The organism is Cytobacillus horneckiae (assembly GCF_002835735.1).
Classification (GTDB): domain Bacteria; phylum Bacillota; class Bacilli; order Bacillales; family Cytobacillaceae; genus Cytobacillus; species Cytobacillus horneckiae.
On the sequence record NZ_PISD01000034.1, the window covers coordinates 1 to 19,304 of the forward strand.

Annotated in this window: 18 protein-coding genes; 5 read left to right on the forward strand and 13 right to left on the reverse strand. The window is 39.0% G+C overall.

Features of this window, described 5'->3' with window-relative positions; translation table 11 throughout:
* Nucleotides 1-674 precede the first annotated feature (674 nt).
* From abc-f to CWS20_RS15980, 7 genes are all read right to left on the reverse strand, one after another.
* The gene (gene abc-f / locus CWS20_RS15955) at nt 675-2,549 is read right to left on the reverse strand and encodes a ribosomal protection-like ABC-F family protein (RefSeq protein WP_066195187.1); all 1,875 of its coding nucleotides are present in this window, start codon (nt 2,547-2,549) and stop codon (nt 675-677) included.
* Between the two features lie 196 nt (nt 2,550-2,745).
* Nucleotides 2,746-2,880, reverse strand: coding sequence for an RAxF-45 family protein (locus tag CWS20_RS29025; protein WP_276328315.1), 135 nt, complete (start codon nt 2,878-2,880; stop codon nt 2,746-2,748).
* Nucleotides 2,881-2,996: 116 nt separating this feature from the next.
* A complete protein-coding gene (locus CWS20_RS15960; RefSeq protein WP_066195185.1) occupies nt 2,997-3,629 on the reverse strand; it encodes a response regulator transcription factor in 633 nt (210 codons plus the stop codon).
* A 28-nt stretch (nt 3,630-3,657) separates the two neighbouring features.
* Complete coding sequence (locus CWS20_RS15965; RefSeq protein WP_066195184.1) at nt 3,658-4,677, reverse strand: sensor histidine kinase; 1,020 nt, start codon at nt 4,675-4,677, stop codon at nt 3,658-3,660.
* Complete coding sequence (gene liaF, locus CWS20_RS15970) at nt 4,674-5,408, reverse strand: cell wall-active antibiotics response protein LiaF (protein WP_066195181.1); 735 nt, start codon at nt 5,406-5,408, stop codon at nt 4,674-4,676. The genes CWS20_RS15965 and liaF overlap by 4 nt, the downstream gene beginning before the upstream one ends.
* Before the next feature lie 124 nt (nt 5,409-5,532).
* Nucleotides 5,533-6,177 (reverse strand): PspA/IM30 family protein, encoded by a 645-nt coding sequence (locus CWS20_RS15975; RefSeq protein ID WP_066195179.1) that lies wholly within the window; start codon nt 6,175-6,177, stop codon nt 5,533-5,535.
* An 18-nt stretch (nt 6,178-6,195) separates the two neighbouring features.
* Nucleotides 6,196-6,540, reverse strand: a complete 345-nt coding sequence (locus CWS20_RS15980; protein WP_066195176.1) for a lmo0954 family membrane protein — start codon at nt 6,538-6,540, stop codon at nt 6,196-6,198.
* A 167-nt stretch (nt 6,541-6,707) separates the two neighbouring features.
* On the opposite strand from CWS20_RS15980, the gene CWS20_RS15985 reads away from it, so the two are divergent.
* The gene (locus CWS20_RS15985; protein WP_241504207.1) at nt 6,708-7,640 is read left to right on the forward strand and encodes a VanW family protein; all 933 of its coding nucleotides are present in this window, start codon (nt 6,708-6,710) and stop codon (nt 7,638-7,640) included.
* 24 nt (nt 7,641-7,664) lie between these two features.
* On the opposite strand, the gene rraA is transcribed toward CWS20_RS15985, so the two are convergent.
* Nucleotides 7,665-8,147 (reverse strand): ribonuclease E activity regulator RraA, encoded by a 483-nt coding sequence (gene rraA, locus CWS20_RS15990; protein ID WP_066195172.1) that lies wholly within the window; start codon nt 8,145-8,147, stop codon nt 7,665-7,667.
* Between the two features lie 134 nt (nt 8,148-8,281).
* Between rraA and CWS20_RS28075 the strand changes: the two genes are divergently transcribed.
* Complete coding sequence (locus tag CWS20_RS28075) at nt 8,282-8,431, forward strand: hypothetical protein (protein ID WP_157090521.1); 150 nt, start codon at nt 8,282-8,284, stop codon at nt 8,429-8,431.
* Between the two features lie 117 nt (nt 8,432-8,548).
* Here the strand turns inward: CWS20_RS28075 and CWS20_RS15995 are convergent, their stop codons facing one another.
* Nucleotides 8,549-9,682, reverse strand: a complete 1,134-nt coding sequence (locus CWS20_RS15995) for a trans-sulfuration enzyme family protein (protein WP_066195171.1) — start codon at nt 9,680-9,682, stop codon at nt 8,549-8,551.
* Between the two features lie 189 nt (nt 9,683-9,871).
* On the opposite strand from CWS20_RS15995, the gene CWS20_RS16000 reads away from it, so the two are divergent.
* Nucleotides 9,872-11,395: an FAD-dependent oxidoreductase gene (locus CWS20_RS16000; protein ID WP_066195169.1), complete on the forward strand. Its 1,524-nt coding sequence runs from the start codon at nt 9,872-9,874 to the stop codon at nt 11,393-11,395.
* Between the two features lie 47 nt (nt 11,396-11,442).
* Here the strand turns inward: CWS20_RS16000 and CWS20_RS16005 are convergent, their stop codons facing one another.
* Nucleotides 11,443-12,588, reverse strand: a complete 1,146-nt coding sequence (locus CWS20_RS16005; RefSeq protein WP_066195166.1) for a DEAD/DEAH box helicase — start codon at nt 12,586-12,588, stop codon at nt 11,443-11,445.
* Nucleotides 12,589-12,712: 124 nt separating this feature from the next.
* Nucleotides 12,713-14,179 carry an alanine/glycine:cation symporter family protein gene (locus tag CWS20_RS16010; protein WP_066195163.1) on the reverse strand — a complete coding sequence of 489 codons (1,467 nt, stop codon included), beginning with the start codon at nt 14,177-14,179 and terminating at the stop codon, nt 12,713-12,715.
* A gap of 240 nt (nt 14,180-14,419) precedes the next feature.
* Between CWS20_RS16010 and CWS20_RS16015 the strand changes: the two genes are divergently transcribed.
* The gene (locus CWS20_RS16015; RefSeq protein ID WP_066195161.1) at nt 14,420-15,634 is read left to right on the forward strand and encodes an MFS transporter; all 1,215 of its coding nucleotides are present in this window, start codon (nt 14,420-14,422) and stop codon (nt 15,632-15,634) included.
* A 44-nt stretch (nt 15,635-15,678) separates the two neighbouring features.
* Here the strand turns inward: CWS20_RS16015 and CWS20_RS16020 are convergent, their stop codons facing one another.
* Nucleotides 15,679-16,947 (reverse strand): S8 family peptidase, encoded by a 1,269-nt coding sequence (locus CWS20_RS16020; protein ID WP_066195158.1) that lies wholly within the window; start codon nt 16,945-16,947, stop codon nt 15,679-15,681.
* A 307-nt stretch (nt 16,948-17,254) separates the two neighbouring features.
* On the opposite strand from CWS20_RS16020, the gene CWS20_RS16025 reads away from it, so the two are divergent.
* A complete protein-coding gene (locus CWS20_RS16025) occupies nt 17,255-17,794 on the forward strand; it encodes a GNAT family N-acetyltransferase (protein WP_083957316.1) in 540 nt (179 codons plus the stop codon).
* 417 nt (nt 17,795-18,211) lie between these two features.
* Here the strand turns inward: CWS20_RS16025 and CWS20_RS16035 are convergent, their stop codons facing one another.
* On the reverse strand, nt 18,212-19,201 hold the full coding sequence (locus tag CWS20_RS16035) for a zinc-binding dehydrogenase (RefSeq protein WP_066195152.1): 990 nt from the start codon (nt 19,199-19,201) through the stop codon (nt 18,212-18,214).
* Nucleotides 19,202-19,304: the final 103 nt, after the last annotated feature.

A 19,304-nucleotide genomic window follows, 5' to 3' on the forward strand; every position in this document is an offset into this window, starting at 1 on the left:
TTCACCTGAAGAGGATGAGAATATGTGCACTCCGGTGAATAATTGGGCTTTTTTCACCTGAAGAGGATGAAAACATGAGCGCTCCGGTGAATAATTGGGCTTTATTCACCGGAAGAGGATGAAAACATGAGCACTCAGGTGAATAATTGGGCTTTATTCACCGGAAGAGGATGAGAATATGTGCACTCCGGTGAATAATTGGGTTTTATTCACCTGAAGAGGATGTAAATATGAGCACTCAGGTAAATAATTGGACTTTATTCACCTGAAGAGGATGAAAACATGAGCACTCCGGTGAATAATTGGGCTTTTTTCACCTGAAGAGGATGAGAATATGTGCACTCCGGTGAATAAATTTGCTTTGGCAGATATAAATGTTAAGCTTTTTAGCTCACCTGCTCAAAAGTGGTATTCCTCCAAATAAGAAAAAAGCTATTAACCCTTTAGGTTAATAGCTTCAGCCTGTAGAGAAACTGATTACAAAAATAAAAATGAATGGTTTGGAATTTTCCAAGGCTTTCCGCAGGGCGAGAGTCGAGCCGCATCAGCGCTAGCGCCTTTAGTTTCTCGACTATCTCGCTACTCTCCTGCAGTAGTCAAGCGGACACCTCTTCTTATTTTCACTTTCGCAGGCACACTTGAGCTATTCCCCTTTAGGATAGTAGCTCCTTTCATCATAAGAGCGATTCCCATTTTTCATATAGTTTATGCCTCTGTTGTTCTAGTTCTTCTTTTTCATTATAAAGGTGCTGAAGCTTATTTAATTCTTTCACTTTTCCAAGTTCTTCATTCATTTTATTTAGCTGGTTCTCAATTTCAACAATTTCATTTTCAATTTTCCCCGAATCATCTGTACGAGGAATGGTTTTCTCCTGTTTTTTTTCAATTTCAATAGTTGGAGGCTGTTGTTTTTTCTGCTTTCTCTCTATTAGTTTTTTGCGCGCCCATTCAAAATCTCCATCAAAAAAGTGTACTTTTCCGTCGTCAATGATATATACCTTGTTGAATAAAAGTTTAATAAAATACCGATCATGGGAGACTGCCAGTATCGTTCCTTCATAATTTTTCAATGTGTCTTCAAGCACCTCCCTTGATTCAATATCTAAGTGATTGGTTGGTTCGTCTAATATGAGAAAGTTAATATCCTCATGCATAAGCTGAGCAAGCCTGAGCCTCATTCTTTCTCCTCCGCTTAAGCTTTTCACCTTTCTGAAAACGGCATGGCCGTAGAATAGAAATTTTGCCAATATATGCCTTGCCTCTCCTTCTGTTACTGAGACATTTTCCCGAAAGGCTTCAATCACTGTTAAGTGTTCGTTGGCTATGTTGGAAAATACATGCTGTGATAAATACCCTACCTTCCGATTGCTACCTACCTTTACCTCTCCTGAATCAGGTACTAATTCCTCTAGTATGATTTTTAGCAGTGTTGATTTTCCCGTTCCGTTATCTCCTACTATCACTGTACGTTCTTGATACCGGATATGCATATTAACGGAATTAAATAGCTCAATATTGTTAAACGATTTGGATACATCTGTTAGAATGACGGCATCTTTTCCGCTCCGTTCTGTAGTTTCAAGCGTCATGTTCATTTTCTTATGGTGAATTGGCCGATCAAGCTTTTCCATCCTTTCAAGTGCTTTTTCCATACTGGCAGCCCTTTTATGAAGGCCTGCATTTGGCGGGTTTGCCTGGTTTGCCCATTCTTTCAGCCTTTTAATCGTTTCTTTCATTTTTTTAATTTTCTTCTGCTGCTCCTCATATTGCTGGAACTCCCTTAACAACCTCTCTTCTTTTTCTTTCACAAACCCTGTGTAGTTCGTATTGTAATTTGTCAGTTCTCCATCCTCTAAATTTATTATGCGATTGACTGTTTCATCTAGAAAATAACGATCATGAGAAATGATAACAACTGCACCAGCATATTCGTGCAAGTATTTTGATAGCCAATCAACAGCTGACATATCTAAATGATTGGTTGGTTCATCTAAAAGAAGCAAATCGGGTGTTTTTAATAATTGCTGTCCAAGGCAAACCTTTGTTTTCTCTCCGCCGCTTAAGGACTCGAACGCTTTATCCAATAGATGTGAAATATTAAGGCCGTTTGCAACCCTATCTATATTTGCATCCATCTCATATCCACCTTCAATCGAGAACACTTCTTGAAGCTCGCCATATTCTTTTAGGTGCTGTTCAAAGGTATTACCCACTGTTTCATCACTTATAGCAAGTTCGCAAAGCTTCATTCTATTTTCGATTTCGATTAAGTGAGAAAATGCTTCTTTCAGTACATCGTTAGCACTCCTCCCATTAGGGTAATAAGGAATTTGGGCAAGGTATCCGATTTCACATCCTTTTTTCCAATGAATGGCTCCTGTATCAGGTGTTTCTTGCTTCGCTAACAGCCTAAATAGAGTTGTTTTTCCACTTCCATTTCTTCCGACCAGACCTACTCTTGCTTTTTCATGTATTTCGAATTGAATATCTTCAAATATTAAATTTCCGCCGTACATTTTTGCTAATTGCTGACCACTGCATATAATCATTATGATTTCCCTCCAAATAATTCACTTCAATTTAAGTTAAACTTTCCTATTCGCAAAAAAAAGACCATAGGAAAAAGTATTCTCCCATGGTCCTAAAAAATGGTGCATCATTTTTTTGAAAAATAAAAAGAAGAGCAATAGAGCCCTCCTTTTACCGTCCGTTAACTGTCATAAATTTAGGTATAAAGAGATGTTCTTACTGTTTTGTTTTTGCTATTAAATTGCTAAAAAAGGGCATACTTATCCCGTTAAAAGCAAAAACAGCAAAAATTGCACGGAAAATCGTTAAATGTTCAATCCATTTCCCACGCATCAAAACAGCTTCATTCATCTCATTTACACCTCCTGACATTAATAAGTTATGTATAGTTTAATCTTTTTGATTAAATATTGCAAATATATTTACAAGCCAGCAAAAAAAGAGCCCTTATTCCAAAGCTCTTTTTTTCATTTAACTAATGAATTTTTAAAAGCGTATATGACTGCCTGTGTACGATCCTGAACTTCGAGTTTACTCAATATATTACTGACATGTGTTTTAACCGTTTTTAAAGCGATAAACAACTCATCAGCAATTTCTTGGTTCGTCTTTCCTTGTGTCATTAAAAGGAGTATTTCCATTTCTCGTCCAGTTAAATCTTCATGACGCGGATGTACTTGTTTTTGCCTCATTTTCACCATCATTTTCCCAGTAACCTCAGGCTCGAGGACAGATTGGCCATGATACGTATTACGCACCGCATCCGCAATTTCACTTGCCTTTGAAGTTTTTAACATATAGCTTGTCGCACCAGCCTCAAGCGCAGGATATACCTTTTCATCGTCCAAAAAGCTTGTCACAATAATAATTTTAGCTTCTGGCCATTTTTCGATTATGTTTCTTGTCGCTTCAATTCCATCCATTTCCTTCATAACTAAATCCATTAATATTATATCCGGGCGTAATTCAAGCGCCATATCTATCGCTGTACGTCCGTTGTCCGCTTCCCCAATGACCTCAATATCAGTCTGTGCAGATAAATAGGAAGACACACCGATTCTTACCATTTCATGATCATCAACAAATAATACTTTAATCATCCCTTTACCTCCTATCTGCATCTTTTATCTATATTAAAGGTATCTTCACTTCAAGCCGTGTACCGTTATTAGCTAAGCTGATTATTTTTAAAGAGCCGCCTATTTCCATTGCTCGTTCGTACATGTTTTGCAGTCCATAGGAGCCTGCTTTTGCTTCCTCTACATCAAAACCGATTCCGTCATCAACCACTCTAAGGATCGCATATCCATCACGTTCGATTAACAAGACTTCAAGGGAATTTGCTTTTGCATGGCGCAATGTATTAGATACAGATTCCTGCAGTATCCGGAACAAATGGTCCTCGACACCCTTATCTAATGGAAAATCTTCCACCTTCCACTTAATATCCATTGTCACCTTCTGCAATAATTCTACTAACAGCTCTTCAATTCCTTCTGTTAATGTTTTTCCTTTCAAAGCAACAGGACGCAAATGTAAAAGGAGTGCGCGCATTTCTAATTGGGATTGGTGTATCATACTTTCGACAAGTTTCAACTTTTTAGTGTAACCATCTTCATACTTCTCTGTTCTTTCCATTATAGCTGACATGAGCATGGATGCAGCAAATAGCTGCTGGCTGACAGAATCATGTAGCTCTCTGGCAAGCCGGTTCCTTTCCTGAAAAATAATCTCTTGCATGCGATTATCAAACTCCTCCGCTTTTTCATTAGCAAGTTTTTGTGATAGCTTCGCCTGTTCTGCAATTTGTTTCTGAATTTTTTTTGCTCTTTCTGAAAGTATCCTTGCATCACTGCCGATCTCATCTTCATCAATTTGCAATTGTCTGCCTTCCTCTATTTCATGCAGCCAACCATCGACCTGCTTTAATTGCTTTTGCCAGCTGTAACCTGAAAAAATGCCAAACAATATCCCGATTGCAATGCTTACACTAGGGACAAATAATATAAACGGTATATCCATTACTTTTGTTTTCCACAGATCAGCTAAGCTCACTGGAAATAAAAGTGAAAAGGATAAAATAAAGCATAGTAGAAGGAGTAGAGACATACCCGCTCCAATTAATACTTGGCGTTGTATTGTTTTCATACTCGCTTCACCTCAAGATCACCTACAACTAAGGAAGACAATATTTTAATTCTTTGTGTTGCTTGCTCAAATCCGGCTGTTTGTATTTGATAATTTTTATTAAATGTGCGCTTTTCATTCATTTCAAAAACCTGAGTGGAACCAGCAATGACCGAATGATTGACACTTACATCCACATCATAAGGCACAAGAACTTGAATATTGCCAATAAAATTCCTTAAAACAATCACCGTTTCTCCTTTAGGCAAAACCGTATAGCTCAAATCTATGACAGTATCGCCCAAGCCGCACTGTATATTGATATCTTTCCATTCATAAACTGATTCTGGTGTCTTTTGATGACCAAAAAACACATTTGATAACAGCGGTTGCTTTTTAATCACTGTTTCTTTGCTTAAGTTTACAGATGGCTCTTTAATTAGTGGCTTCACATACTTTGGATTCTTTTTAGATTGCGAAAATTGAATGATAAAATGTACAAGAATGGCTAATAGAAGAAACTTAAATGTCATCATACTCAAAATATTAATAATCAGAAAAATAATACCAAGCCAAAATAAAATCTTCCCGCTCATTTTTGGCATCCATTTTCTGCCGAAATAAATCATCCCAGCTGGTACGAGAAGAGAAAATATAAGCCCATGATTAAAGAAGACAAACTCTAAAAACAACAGACCTAAGCCTATTATTACAATCCAACCCATATAATCTTCTTTAAATTTTTCAAACATGGTACTCCCCTCCTCTAATAGATGTAGTTAGATGGAAAATTTCGTCCATTCATATTCAATACATTAATAGCTATAAAAGGCGCAGGTTCTTTCTACGCCTTTTTAGCATACCATGTTTTTATTCTTAATTTGAAACTGAGTCATCTTTTTTTAAAGATTTTTCAAGTTGGGCAACTTTTGCATCAATATTGCTGCGATAATATGCGTTCTCTACTTTTTTCTCCAAGTTGTCAATATAAGTTTCGATTTCTTGAAACTTAGAATAAGATTGATATGAATATTCTTCATTATGAAGAACTTTGCTCATTTGTGTTTGAGCACGAGTCACATTTTCACGACCCATTAATTCCATTCTACGAATTTGCATGTCCTTTAGCTTATGCTTCATTTCTTCGTATTTTCTTTCTAGCTCTGTCAATTGTTTCTCAGCCTCAAAAACAATTGTTTGCAGCTTGCCTGATCTTTCTTCATACTGTGCATACTCTGCAAGTGCAAATTCATGAAGCTCTGTATCACCGGCTTCTGCTGCGATCTCTGCCTGACGTTTACGCTTGCTTGCTAATTCCACCGCTTGTTTATGCTCAAGACGAAATTCCTCTGTCAATTTATATTGGCGCTCAATTAATTTGCGCACCTTCTCAGTTTCTTGTTCGCTTTCACGCAAATATTGATTCAGCATCGCGATTGGATTCTTTTTTTCTTTTCTATCTAAAGCATCATTGATATCTGCTGCAATTGTATTTTTTAATCGTGTTAAAATGTTTGTCATGTAAAATCTCTCCTCATATTAATTTTTTGTAATATCAGACCATTGCTTTTCAAAGTTAGCAAATGGATCTTGTTTTTCATCGATAATGTTTGATTTTGATTTATTCCAATTTTTATAGACCAGATAAAGAACATACGCAGCTGCAACAGCGATAATGGCCGGTATATTTCCGATGGAGATGATGAGCAGAACCGCTCCAACAATTCCCCAGGCTGCCTTCTCCCATCCACCTGACTTAATAAACTGTTTAAATACTAAGTAAAGAATTGCCACACTGATTGCCAACGCAAGCAATGAACCTAAGTTAGCTAAAATAATGATGGCTGCAATTCCTCCTGCTAATATCAATCCAAATTTTTTCATTTCGTCTTCCTCCTTTCTTACACTTATCTTACCTTTTACAAAAAAAACTCATAACGAGCTTGAGCTTGATTTTACTCTAGGACTTGAGGCTGACGGACTGTCCGCCCCAATCTTTATACATGAAAACAAATAAGGATGTTCATAATAATTGCGGGAGGTGTATACTTTTGAACGCTGGATGGCTTGTTGGACTTTTTCTTATTCTCCCTACGGTAAACGGCGGCGATGATAGCCTAGTGATCGAGAAGGAGAAAAATAATATTGCACAAATGAACAGACAGGAATATGCAATACCCTTTTCTGGTGTGCCCTTTGTTGATACAGATAAACTACAACTGTTTATGGAGAAGTTAGATGAAGAGACTTATGTCCCTCCCATTGATGCTTATATCGAGCGCTCGGGCAGAATCGTACCGGCACAAATGGGGAGCAGACTTCACCGTAAAGTACTAGCAGAACAATTCTATGCTTATTTTTATGAAAAAGGCTCATCAAACATCGAGTTGCCGATGTTATCAGTTCCGCCCCGAGTGGACGAAAATTTATTAAGCCAAATAAATGTAAAGACAATTGGCCAGTATGTTACCTACTTTAATAACAGAAATAATAACCGCTCTCATAATATTTCCCTTGCTGCTGAAGCAATCAATAATTATGTTGTTTTTCCCGGGGAAACGTTCTCTTTTAATAAAGTCGTGGGCAAACGAACGAAACATCGGGGATATATGCGGGCACCGGTGATTGTACGCGGAGAAATGTCTGAAGATATCGGAGGAGGAATCTGCCAGGTATCCTCTACACTCTTTAATGCTGTTGATCGTGCAGGATTAAAAATTGGTGAAAGATACTCTCACAGCAAGCGGGTTCCATATGTGCCAAAAGGCCGTGATGCAACGGTCAGCTGGTATGGACCAGACTTTACCTTTATCAATTATTATGACTTTCCCATTCTGATTCGGGCTAACGTATACGGTGGACAGATGGTTGTTGTCATACGCTCTTCCGATGAAATTAATTTTGAGCCTCGAACGATTCCTAAAGCATCTAAAATGCTGCCGCAGGAAATGACCGTTCAGGGAGAACAAGAAAACGGCTGGTAGGATTCCAGCCGTTTTTATTAAGGACTATTTGATTAAGTTTCTTTCTGCTACAATTACACCATCTTCATCAGCATAGACATATTCACCAGATGACCAATCAATACCGCCGAATGTAACAACCCTACCTCTTTCACCTTTCCCGATTTTGCTGCTTTTTAGCGGACAGCTGCCAATTGCTAATATACCTGTATCCATATTGGCAAGCTCTGATGTATCCCTTACACAGCCGTAAATAATTACGCCGGCTAACCCACGATCCTGTGCAATTTTTCCTAATCTGTCGCCCATAAGCGCACACCTTCTAGATCCACCGCCATCGACAACCAGTACATTTCCAGCCGGAATAGATTCCAATGCTTCTAAAACAAGTACATTATCCTCAAATACTTTAACAGTTGAAATCGGTCCAGAAAACTGCCGTCTGCCGCCATACGATTTAAAAGCCTCCTGACAAATCTTCAACTCGCTACTGTACTCATCACATAAATCTGCCGTCTTAAATGACATATCCATACCTCCTTTAAGAGACATATTCGGCATGCTTTGCAATCTTTCCTTTTCAAATGTCAAGAAAATGATTGATGCTGCATATAAGTTAAGTAAGTATATACTTTTGTGTCAGATGAAAGGGGAGGTTTCAATTGGCTATGCTATGGATTACGACTATAGGCTTTTTACTAGTTATTGGATTAGCAGCAGTTATTTTTATTTTTGCGGTAAAATCTAGCCTGCACTCTCAAGACGCGATAGACGTAGATGAAATGAATGATGAGGAAAGCTTACGCTCATAAAAAATCCGTGCCAGCTTATTTTTCCATTGAGCTGGCACGGATTTTTTAAAAAGTTTATTGGAAACGCGAGCCCTCTTATTGTTGGAGGTATTACCTCACTTTCAATAGTCAAAACATTTACCTAGCTTGTTCAATTGCATGTACAAGCTGTGCAATTATATCGTCTGCATGCTCAATGCCTACGGAAATTCTGATTACATGATTTGTAATACCGAGTTCAGCACATTTTTCTGCAGGTAAGGCTCGGTGGGAAGTCGTAAGCGGATGTGAGACAGAGGTTTCCACTCCAGCAAGGGTAGGAACAATCTTAACCCATCCTAGAGATTGAAAAAATGAGCTGACATTTACTTTTTCCGCTAAAGTGATTGTCACCATTGCTCCGTAGCCTTCTTCACCGTGTGAGAATGGATAATATACCTTCTCTACAGCACCGTGGTTGTGCAGTGCTTCTGCTACTTTTTTAGCATTAAGTGATTGTGCTTTCATTCTTAAAGCTAAAGTTTTCGCCCCTCTTGCTGTTAGCCACGCTTCAAATGGGCTTAAATTTGCTCCTAAATTCACCACTTTCGCAGACGCCTTTGCCATCAGGGCTACCTCACCAACAATGACACCAGCAGTCACATCGCTATGGCCGCCGATATACTTAGTAGCGCTATGGACAACCATATCAATGCCCAATGTGTAGGGCTTGCAATGATACGGAGTAGCAAATGTATTGTCAACAAGCGTTTTTAGGTTGTATTTTTTCGCAAGACTGACGACTTGCTCCAAATCCTCCACCCTTAAAAGCGGGTTGGTAATTGATTCAGTATACAGAAGCTTTGTGTTTTCTTGAATAGCCTGTTCTACTTTCTCTATATCGTTAAAAGGAACAACCGTTACCTGGATGCCAAGCTCTGATAGCTCTTCAGAAATGAGATGAAAACTGCCTCCATATAAATCATCTGTTGCTACAATATGATCGCCGCTTTTTGCGACAGCAAGGACACCTACCATGATTGCTGCCAGACCTGATGAGGCAACAACGCCTGCCGGTGCTTCCTCAAGGCGAGAAACAATTTGACCTAGTTCATCCGTATTTGGATTCCCAGTTCGTGTGTATAAGTATTGGCCATTTCCGTTATAAAAACCTTCAAGCTCCTCTAAATTACTAAAAGTAAACGCGGATGTTTGATAAATTGGTGTAGCCTTGCTCTTAATTTTTCTCTCATCTTTATGCTTGCTATGTAATAAAGCTGTTTCGAATTTCATCTCTGGCTATCCCCTTTTAAAGAAATAAAGGGCTGAAAAATTTCAGCTCCTTACTTAGTTTTGAAAAATTCATAAATTCTGTGACTTCATTATAGCTCCGTAACTTTTTTACGTCAATTGGCGAAAGTTGTATACATTTTTTTCAATAAGGAAAAGTTATCCTTAGAAGCACTTTGAGGAGGTTAGAAAATGGAAGCATCAAATATGAATATGCCGCAATACCCGGAATCGTATTGGCTAAATGAAAAAGGAAACGGATTCGGACAATTAACGGAAGATACACAAACCGATATCGTGATCGTTGGTGGGGGAATTACTGGAATTACAGCAGCCTATCTTCTCGTAAAAGAAGGTTTCAAAGTCATATTGCTTGAGACAGGAAAAGTAATGGATGGTACAACTGGACATACAACTGCAAAGGTTACGGCGCAGCATGGACTAATTTATGATGAATTAATCACAAATCTAGGCATTGAAAAAGCAAGGCTTTATTACGAAGCACAGGATGATGCTATTAAATTCATTCAGAACCTTGCTAAAAACAACCATTGTGATATAAGCCAGGAGGATTCTTTCATTTATGCCACAACGGATGAATATAGTGAGAAACTGACAAATGAATATGATGCCTACCAGAAACTCGGCATTACCGGCAGCCTAGTAGATGGAATTCCATTTGACATTCCTACTACTGGTGTCCTCTCCATGAATAATCAGGCACAATTTCATCCAGTAAAATACCTAAATGGTTTGCTAAAGGACTTTACTAATCAAGGCGGCACTGTCTATGAAAATACAACAGCAATCGATGTAGAGGAGGGAACAGAGCCTGTTGTTATCACCAAAAAAGGGCAGCGCATTACTTGTAAATATGTTATTTCAGCTAGCCATTTTCCATTTATTGATATGAGAGGCTTCTATTTTGCCAGGCTCCTGCCCGAGCGCTCCTATGTACTTGGCATGAAAGTTTCAAAAGAATATCCAGGCGGCATGTATTACAGTGCAGATGACCCAAAAAGATCCTTAAGGTATACACCATATAACGGAGAGAAACTCATTTTAGTCAGTGGTGAAGGTCATAAAACAGGAAAAGGTATAGATACTTTAAAGCATTACAAAGCACTTGAAGATTTTGCAGCAAACGTATTGGGCATTTCTGAGTATCCTTACCGCTGGTCAGCACAAGATTTAACGACTTTAGATAAAGTGCCCTATATCGGGCCCATCACATCAAACCAAAATAATATCTTCGTCGCAACTGGCTTTAGAAAATGGGGAATGACGAATGGAACTACAGCCGCCCTTTTATTGAAAGATTTAATTTTGGAAAAAAGCAACCCGTATCAACAATTATTTTCACCGTCCCGTTTCAATCCGACGCCTAGTATAAAGAATTTCATATCATATAATACGGATGTTGCCGGACAGTTAATAAAAGGAAAGCTTGAATATGTGCCAATGCACCCTGAAGACTTAAAAAATGATGAAGGCGCAGTTGTAAAAGTGAATGGAAAACGAAGAGGAGCTTACCGGGATAAGGATGGACAGCTGCATATAGTCGACACGACATGTACACACCTAGGCTGTGAGACCGCGTGGAATCATGGCGATCGAACGTGGGATTGTCCTTGTCACGGCTCCAGGTTTTCATATAATGGTAAAGTCCTTGAAGGCCCTGCTGAGAAACCTTTGAAAAAGATTGAGGAACAATAAAAAAAGGAAGCTGCTCAATAGCAGCTTCCTTTTTTAATGAATTGATTTTAACGGCGTGGCTGCGGGTCGATTATTTGGCCGCCACGCATAATTTTTAATCCTGGCTGTATGCCCAGTTCTTTTGTAAAGCGCTTTAAATCTCTTTCTTCATTATTTGTCACTAATGAAATTACCGTACCGCTTGCACCAAAACGGCCGGTTCTTCCTGAGCGGTGAACATATTGATTTACATCTCTAGGAAAATCAAAGTGAATCACATGCGTAATCCCTTTTATGTCCAACCCTCTCGCAGCAACATCTGTTGAAAGCAGCAGGTTCGTTTGATTCGATCGAAAATTTTTCATGCTTGTTTGTCGATCAAGCTTATTCAACTCACCGTGAAGAGCACTTGCCTGGATACCATTAAAATGCAATTTTTCATTGATAATCGTTAAATTAGGGATGTCCTTTACAAAAACAAGGCCTTTTAAGCCATCCATTCTGGACAGCTTCTCAAGAAGCTTGATTTTATCCCTCATCTCAGCTACAAAGTAGATATGATTCACATCAGCTGCCTCAATGGTTTCATCTTTCTTTACTTTTATTATTGCTGGGTCTTTCATTAAATCTTTTGCAACTTTTTCAACATGAGCTGGCATTGTCGCTGAGAATAAAACTACTTGTCTTTCGCTTAAAGTTGCTTTCACAATATTTTTTACTGTTTCTTCATGTTCTCTGACGAGTAGCTGATCACCTTCATCAAGCACAACCGTTTTAACTTCATGCATTTTCAATTTCTTTTGCTTAATTAATTCAAGCATTCTTCCAGGTGTGCCAATCGCTATATGTGGATGCTTCTTCAACTTCTCCAGCTGTCTTTTTACATTTGCGCCGCCAATAAAAGAAGCTGCTCTAATGCCGCTGCTCGCCCCCCATTGTTGCACCTCTTGTAATATTTGCATGACAAGCTCCTGGGAAGAAGCTAATATGACTGTTTGAACTGCTTTTTTTTCCACATCTATTTTTGCTAGCACGGGCAATAAGTAGGCAAGCGTTTTTCCCGTACCTGTTGGAGATTCTGCGATGAGATCCTTACCTTCCATCACTGCCGGGATTGTCTTCTCTTGAATAGTCGTGGGCTTCTGAAAGCCTGACTGATTCCATGCTTCCTGGATAAAGGAATTTAAGTTCTTAATTAAATCGTTTTCTGTCATTTTGTACTCCTTTAGGTTCATATAACTTATAAACTATATTATACCTAAATCCTTCATGTAAATGTACTAATGCATATAATTAAAAAGGTGCCTTGCTATATCCGCAAGGCACCTTTCTCTCATCTTATGAAACCTTTTCCTTCTCAGGCTCTTCCTTGTATCCATTTTCCCAATAATCCGCATTTTTAATTCCGAGCTCTGTAGAATTAAATACCGGATCGAGCCCCTGTTTCTTTTGTGCTTCGTAATCCTTTAGCGCTATGATTGCCTTTTTGCTTAACAAGAGAATCGCAATCAGATTCAGCCAGACCATAATTCCGAGCCCAACATCTCCGAATGCCCAGGCAAGATCGGCAGTCCTTAATGCTCCATAGAAAGTCGAGACAAGCAGCACAATCTTTAATATAAACATCGCTGGTTTTCTAAACCTTTCATTCACTAGATAAGCGACATTCGTTTCTGACATATAATAATAAGCCATTATCGTCGTAAAGCAGAAAAAGAATAAAGATACAGCGACAAACCCAGCACCAAACCCAGGCAATACCGTTTCAACAGCAGACTGTGTATAGCCTGCCCCTGCTTCAACTCCTGGAATATTTTCCACAACTGGTGTAGTTCCATCTGCTTCATAAGTATTGAATGCACCTGTAAATAAAATCATAAATGCTGTGGCGGTACATACAAATAATGTATCGATATAGATAGAAAAAGATTGAACAAGACCTTGTTTAACAGGATGCGAAACCTCTGCAGCTGCAGCAGCATGTGCTCCAGTTCCTTGTCCAGCCTCATTTGAATAAACGCCGCGTTTTACTCCCCAAGCGATTGCACTTCCAATTAATCCGCCAAAGACTGAATCAGCAGCAAAGGCGCTTTTAAAAATAAGTGCTATGACACTTGGAATTTCCGTAAAATTCATTACAATAATAAACAGAGAGACGAGTATATACGCAGCAGCCATAAAAGGAACAATAAATTGGGCAACTTTCGCAATCCTTTTGACACCGCCAAATATAATCAGCGCTAATAATACAATGACAATACCTCCAGTTAATGATGGAGCAATGCCAAACGCATTTTCAGCACTTACAGATATGGAGTTTGATTGAATACCAGGCATTAATATAGCGAGAGCCAGGATGGCTGCAAAAGCAAATAGCACAGCAAACCATTTAATGCCTAATCCTTTTTCAATATAGAAGGCAGGTCCCCCGCGATAAACACCATCCTTCTTCACTTTATAAATTTGTGCCAATGTCGACTCAACAAAAGCAGTGCCTGCACCTAAAAAGGCCATGAACCACATCCAAAAGACTGCACCTGGTCCACCCATAGCTATCGCAGTTGCTACACCAGCAATGTTTCCTGTACCGATTCGTCCTGACAAGGCGATAGATAAAGCCTGAAAGGACGAAACACCTGCTTCAGATGATTTGCCTTTAAACATGAGTGTCCACATATCTTTAATATGCCGAACCTGCAGAAATCTCGTAATAATAGAAAAGAAAAGACCAATTGCTAAAATAATATAAATAACTGGGTTACTCCATAAAACGCTACTATTAAGCCAATCTACAAAAGCCTCCATATAACATCTCCTTTATCTGATTTTTCTATATATTAGGAATTATAGATTATTTTTATGTATAAAACAATTACTTTTTAACGAACTGTTATATAAAAGTTTCTGGAAAACAGTTCATTAAGCCCAGAATGTGATTCTGTAAGTCCGTTCAATAAGAGTGTCTTTCCTTGTAATTTTCGAAAGTTCGGTTATTATATATTTAGGGAAACGAAATTTGTTGACCGGAAAGAAGTGTTATATACTATGAATCAACAAGTGAATAGAAATATCAGAGTTATGTGGTTTGCCAATTTCTTTGTCTCTGCGAGCATGACAATGGTACTTCCTTTTATCTCCTTATATATAGATACCTTCGGAGAGTTCTCAACCTCTTATGTTCAGAAATGGTCCGGCTGGATTTTCGCAATTACCTTTGTTGCTGCCTTTATCGTCTCACCAATTTGGGGAAGAATTGGAGATTTATATGGCAGAAAAAGAGTCCTGATTATTTCAGCTACAGGAATGGGATTGTGCATCTTTCTCATGGGGTTTGCCACCAGTGTATGGCATTTATTTTTCCTTCGCTTATTCATGGGCGTATTTACAGGGTTCATTCCCCTGTCTCAAGCTTTTATTGCTACCCAAACTCCAAAAAGCATTGCCGGCAGAGTGCTTGGCACCTTGCAAACAGGAAGCATCACCGGGTCTTTATTAGGTCCATTAATTGGCGGAGTTCTAGCTGATATGATTGGTTTTTCCTCTACGTTTAGCTGGACATCAATTGCCATCTTCTTATCTGCTTTTCTTGTTTTATTCACAAAAGAATACAAGATTACGGAAAGGGTGAAAACCGGAAAAGAAAGATATTCGAGCAAAGAAGTGATTCAGCATATTTTTGCAAATCCAGTCTTGCTTACCATTCTGCTGCTTTCTGCCCTTATTCAAATTGCTCACTTCAGCATTCAGCCAATATTGTCGCTCTATGTGAGTGAAATTCACGGACCTGAAAATCTTGCATTCTTTGCAGGCATTGCCTTTTCGGCAGCTGGCGCCGGCAACCTGCTCATGTCTAAACGATGGGGGAGGCTTGGAGATGACCATGGACATGCAAAAATATTAATTATCCTCTTATTTTTAGCAGGCATCGTTTATTTCCCTGGAGGCTTTGTCACTGAAATGTGGCAGCTGGTGATCATCCGCTTTGCGCTTGGTGTAACGATTGGCGGAATAATCCCTGTAAGAATTGCTTATATTCGTCAGGAGGCGCCGATTGCAATGCAAGGCGAAGTGCTGGGCTATAATACAAGTTTGCGCTTTTTGGGTAATGTAATTGGTCCAGTGATGGGAGGAATCATTGCAGGTTATTTCGGATTTACTGCCGTATTCGTCATTACAAGCCTATTGCTCATTTTAAGTGGAGCAATTCTCCTTGTTACAGTAAATCGCAATCCTAAATATGTGAAAAGCTCCTCCTCATAACTAAACAATCCGCTTACCATAATCGGCAAGCGGATTGTTTTTTTTTATTTTACTCTTGGATAGCCGAACCCTGATGCATAATCGTCACCTGTTCCGGCTCCGATACCACCTTTAATATCATATACTTTAGCGCGGTTTTGCAATTCAGTGCGCAGTTGGCTATGACTTAATGAAGAATTCGAAGACCAGATTTTAGCTGCTAATCCGGCCACATGTGGAGTTGCCATTGACGTACCGCTGATTGTATTATAACCGCCATTGTACCATGTTGACTCTACGCTTGCACCTGGTGCTGAAACTTCGACATCACGCTCTTGAATTCTAAAATCTCCAGCTGTTGCCGGATTTCCTCTTGAAGAGAAATTTGCTACTCGATAAGTACCATTTTGCTGAACATTCTCCAGCGCTGCTACTGCCACTGCATTTACAAGGGCAGCAGGATAGCCGATTGTATTGCTTCCTGATCCGCTATTGCCAGCCGCTGCAACAATTAAGACACCTTTTCCATATGCATAATCTACTGCACTAGCAATCAATGAATCTTTACCAGATGAGCCGAGCGACATATTAATTACCACTTTGGAACCTGTACGAGATGCTTCATCGGCTACATGTCTGATAGCCGCTGCAATATCATCAGAGTATCCGCTGCCGTTATCACCTAATACTTTATAAGCCCATAGTTTTGCTTGCGGAGCCACTCCATAAACGCCTTGTCCATCACTGCCCCCATGTGCCAATACAGTCCCGGCAACATGTGTACCATGCCCTTGGCGATCCGTACATGAACCATTTACTAAAGGATTAGATTGTGTAAAATCCTTACATTGCTCAGAAGAACCGGCTAAATCTATATGGCCCGTATGAACCCCTGTATCTAAGACAGCTACCTTGATTCCGCTGCCTCCAGTTGTTTTTGTAATTGATTGATCATTATAAATTGATTTTATGCCCCAAGGAGTTTGTGTACTTGGCGTCGCCGTCACTTCCGCTTTTGTACTTTTTGCATCTGTTGTAGCAGTCTCTACTGTAATTTCATTTACCTTTTGAATTTGAATGTCTTTGTTGCTTTGAAGAGTTTGGAGCTGTTTGGCATCAACATCTGTTGTAAATCCCTCTTTGCCAAAATCCCAACGGACATCGTATTTTGATTGGAAAGTACTTATGGATGTTGTTGGTGCTTTGATTAGCACACGATATGAATCTTGTTCCTTTGCCTCAACTTTATCTTTTGCAAGTGCTCCTGTTGAAAATACGGATAATCCCATCGTGATACTTAATAGTGTTGCTGCAAATGCTCTTCTTTTCTTCATTCCATTTCTCCTCTCAAATTGTAATCTTTTTCTTACTCCAACATTATATTTTAAAAATTCAGACAGTAACAATATGTTAAATTCTTTATTTTCCATTTGTAAAAATAGGTAAAAATTTCATAAATATAAAAATGTAACAGGTCTAAAGACATTTTTGTTAAAATAATCCTATCCTTTATATTCCAATTAAACTATATATATGTTAATTCCCCTATATATTACTCGGAATTAAAAGTAATAATAGGTCTGCGGAATTGCTTAATAGTGTAAAATTACAATTGAATTTTGATTGAAAGGGGTTACATTTATGATGTTATTTCAGAATAATCAACTAACTGTACGAAAATTAATGTTAAATGACAATTTATTACTTTCAAAATGGCTGTCAAACCCAGCCGTACTGGAGTTTTACGATGGACGTGACAATCCATCTGATTTAGAGAGAGTTAACCGCAAATTCTTTAATCGAAACGATGGTGTAAATGGCTGCATAATAGAATATGAGAAAAAGAGCATCGGCTTTATACAGTACTATCGAATAGATAAAGAAGAAAGACTCCTCTACGGATATGAGCATTCAAATGATTTAATTTATGGAATCGATCAATTTATTGGAGACACTCGATATTGGGGAAAAGGTATTGGCACGCTGCTTGTTTCATCCATGGTAAATTTTTTAATCGCAGATAAACAAGCGGACCGAGTCGTCTTGGATCCGCAGGCTTCAAATATACGAGCACTCCGCTGCTATGAAAAATGCGGGTTTAAAAAAGTGAAGCTGCTTGAGAAGCATGAGCTGCACGAAGGGGAGCATCGCGATTGCTGGGTGATGGAATACAGCAGATAATTTGAAATTGAGGTTGACTTAGGGCGAACCTTTCATACTGATGGTTTTGGTTTACAGTGTTAAATTAGTTTTAGAATGTGGGACTGTGTTTCGAAAATTCCATTTGTTTTTGCTTCCAATTTAGAAGACCGGGACTCTTTTTCAGTGTTCTCACTTGATTTTGGTTTCAGTTTGAAGAACTGAGACCCTTTTTCTGTGTTCACACTTGATTTTGGTTCCAGTTTGGAGAACTGAGACCCTTTTTCTGTGTTCACACTTGATTTTGGTTCTAGTTTGGAGAACTGAGACCATTTTTCAGTGTTCTCACTTGATTTTAGTTCCAGTTTGAATATCTTTGACCGGGTTACACCTCTTTTTAAAATTGAATGATTAATAAAAAGAAACCCAAGCATGGACAGCCTTGGGTTTCCTTGTGGTTTAGTTAATGCGAAATGCAATTTTTCCTAACTGCTCTGCCTTTTCTAATCTTTCGAAAGCTTCTTTATATTGATCCAAAGTATATGTTTCATCCATTACTGGTTTAATTTTATGTTTTTTAACAAGTGCAATCATTTCGTTATACTCCTCGGCACTGCCCATTGTGCTGCCGAGAATATTATGCTGACCATAAAAGAAATTACGCAGGTTAATTTTTACTTCATCGCCTGTAGACGATCCAAATATAACAAGTGTTCCACCAGGACGAAGCGTTTCCAACGATTGATTAAAGGTTGCGGCGCCAACTGATTCAATAACTAAATCTATTTTTCCTCCGATTGCTTCCCGCCAATTTCCGTTGCTGTCCAGCGCCTGCTTCGCTCCTAATTGTAAAGCTTTCTCCCGCTTTTCTTTAGAACGTGAGCTTACATACACTTCTGCCCCAGCGGCAAGTGCAAATTGCAGTAAGAAAGTTGCTACTCCCCCACCAACACCTGGAATAAACACTTTCATTCCTTCCTGCACTTTCCCTCTTGTGAACAATGCACGATAGGCCGTCAATCCAGCTAACGACAGGACACCTGCCTCTTCCCATGATAAAAACTCAGGCTTGCTGACAGCATTTTTTGCTGGAATGACAATGGATTCCGCAAATGTACCGTTGTACGGAAAACCGACAATTTCAAAGCCTGCTGGAGGGGCATCAGAAATTTCATTCCAGCCAAGGCCAGGGTTAATCATTACTTCATCTCCGACTTTATGGCCTGATACGTCTTCTCCGATTTCTTCAATGATGCCCGCTCCATCAGAACCAATAATTAATGCTGGTTCTTCGGGTTTATGGCGATGCAGGACAAATAGATCCCTATGATTCATTCCTGCAGCTTTCAACTTGACTCTTACTTCGTCACTTTTCACTTGTATCGGTGTGACTTCACCATATGAAGTGCCTGACAATCCTGCCTCGCCTTTATGTATAATCGCTTTCATGCTTCCCATCCCCTTTCCAATCTTACTTCTATCATAAAGGTAAATGGGCATAAAGTTAAATAAGAAAGCCATTTCAGTTTATAAAGATATATATATTTCGATA

Bases quoted from the DNA above. Each gene is read 5' to 3' on its own strand.
- abc-f (WP_066195187.1), bottom strand. From the start codon at position 2,549: ATGATTATATGCAGTGGTCAGCAATTAGCAAAAATGTACGGCGGAAAT.
- CWS20_RS29025 (WP_276328315.1), bottom strand. From the start codon at position 2,880: ATGAATGAAGCTGTTTTGATGCGTGGGAAATGGATTGAACATTTAACG.
- CWS20_RS15960 (WP_066195185.1), bottom strand. From the start codon at position 3,629: ATGATTAAAGTATTATTTGTTGATGATCATGAAATGGTAAGAATCGGT.
- CWS20_RS15965 (WP_066195184.1), bottom strand. From the start codon at position 4,677: ATGAAAACAATACAACGCCAAGTATTAATTGGAGCGGGTATGTCTCTA.
- liaF (WP_066195181.1), bottom strand. From the start codon at position 5,408: ATGTTTGAAAAATTTAAAGAAGATTATATGGGTTGGATTGTAATAATA.
- CWS20_RS15975 (WP_066195179.1), bottom strand. From the start codon at position 6,177: ATGACAAACATTTTAACACGATTAAAAAATACAATTGCAGCAGATATC.
- CWS20_RS15980 (WP_066195176.1), bottom strand. From the start codon at position 6,540: ATGAAAAAATTTGGATTGATATTAGCAGGAGGAATTGCAGCCATCATT.
- rraA (WP_066195172.1), bottom strand. From the start codon at position 8,147: ATGTCATTTAAGACGGCAGATTTATGTGATGAGTACAGTAGCGAGTTG.
- CWS20_RS15995 (WP_066195171.1), bottom strand. From the start codon at position 9,682: ATGAAATTCGAAACAGCTTTATTACATAGCAAGCATAAAGATGAGAGA.
- CWS20_RS16000 (WP_066195169.1), top strand. From the start codon at position 9,872: ATGGAAGCATCAAATATGAATATGCCGCAATACCCGGAATCGTATTGG.
- CWS20_RS16005 (WP_066195166.1), bottom strand. From the start codon at position 12,588: ATGACAGAAAACGATTTAATTAAGAACTTAAATTCCTTTATCCAGGAA.
- CWS20_RS16010 (WP_066195163.1), bottom strand. From the start codon at position 14,179: ATGGAGGCTTTTGTAGATTGGCTTAATAGTAGCGTTTTATGGAGTAAC.
- CWS20_RS16015 (WP_066195161.1), top strand. From the start codon at position 14,420: ATGAATCAACAAGTGAATAGAAATATCAGAGTTATGTGGTTTGCCAAT.
- CWS20_RS16020 (WP_066195158.1), bottom strand. From the start codon at position 16,947: ATGAAGAAAAGAAGAGCATTTGCAGCAACACTATTAAGTATCACGATG.
- CWS20_RS16025 (WP_083957316.1), top strand. From the start codon at position 17,255: ATGATGTTATTTCAGAATAATCAACTAACTGTACGAAAATTAATGTTA.
- CWS20_RS16035 (WP_066195152.1), bottom strand. From the start codon at position 19,201: ATGAAAGCGATTATACATAAAGGCGAGGCAGGATTGTCAGGCACTTCA.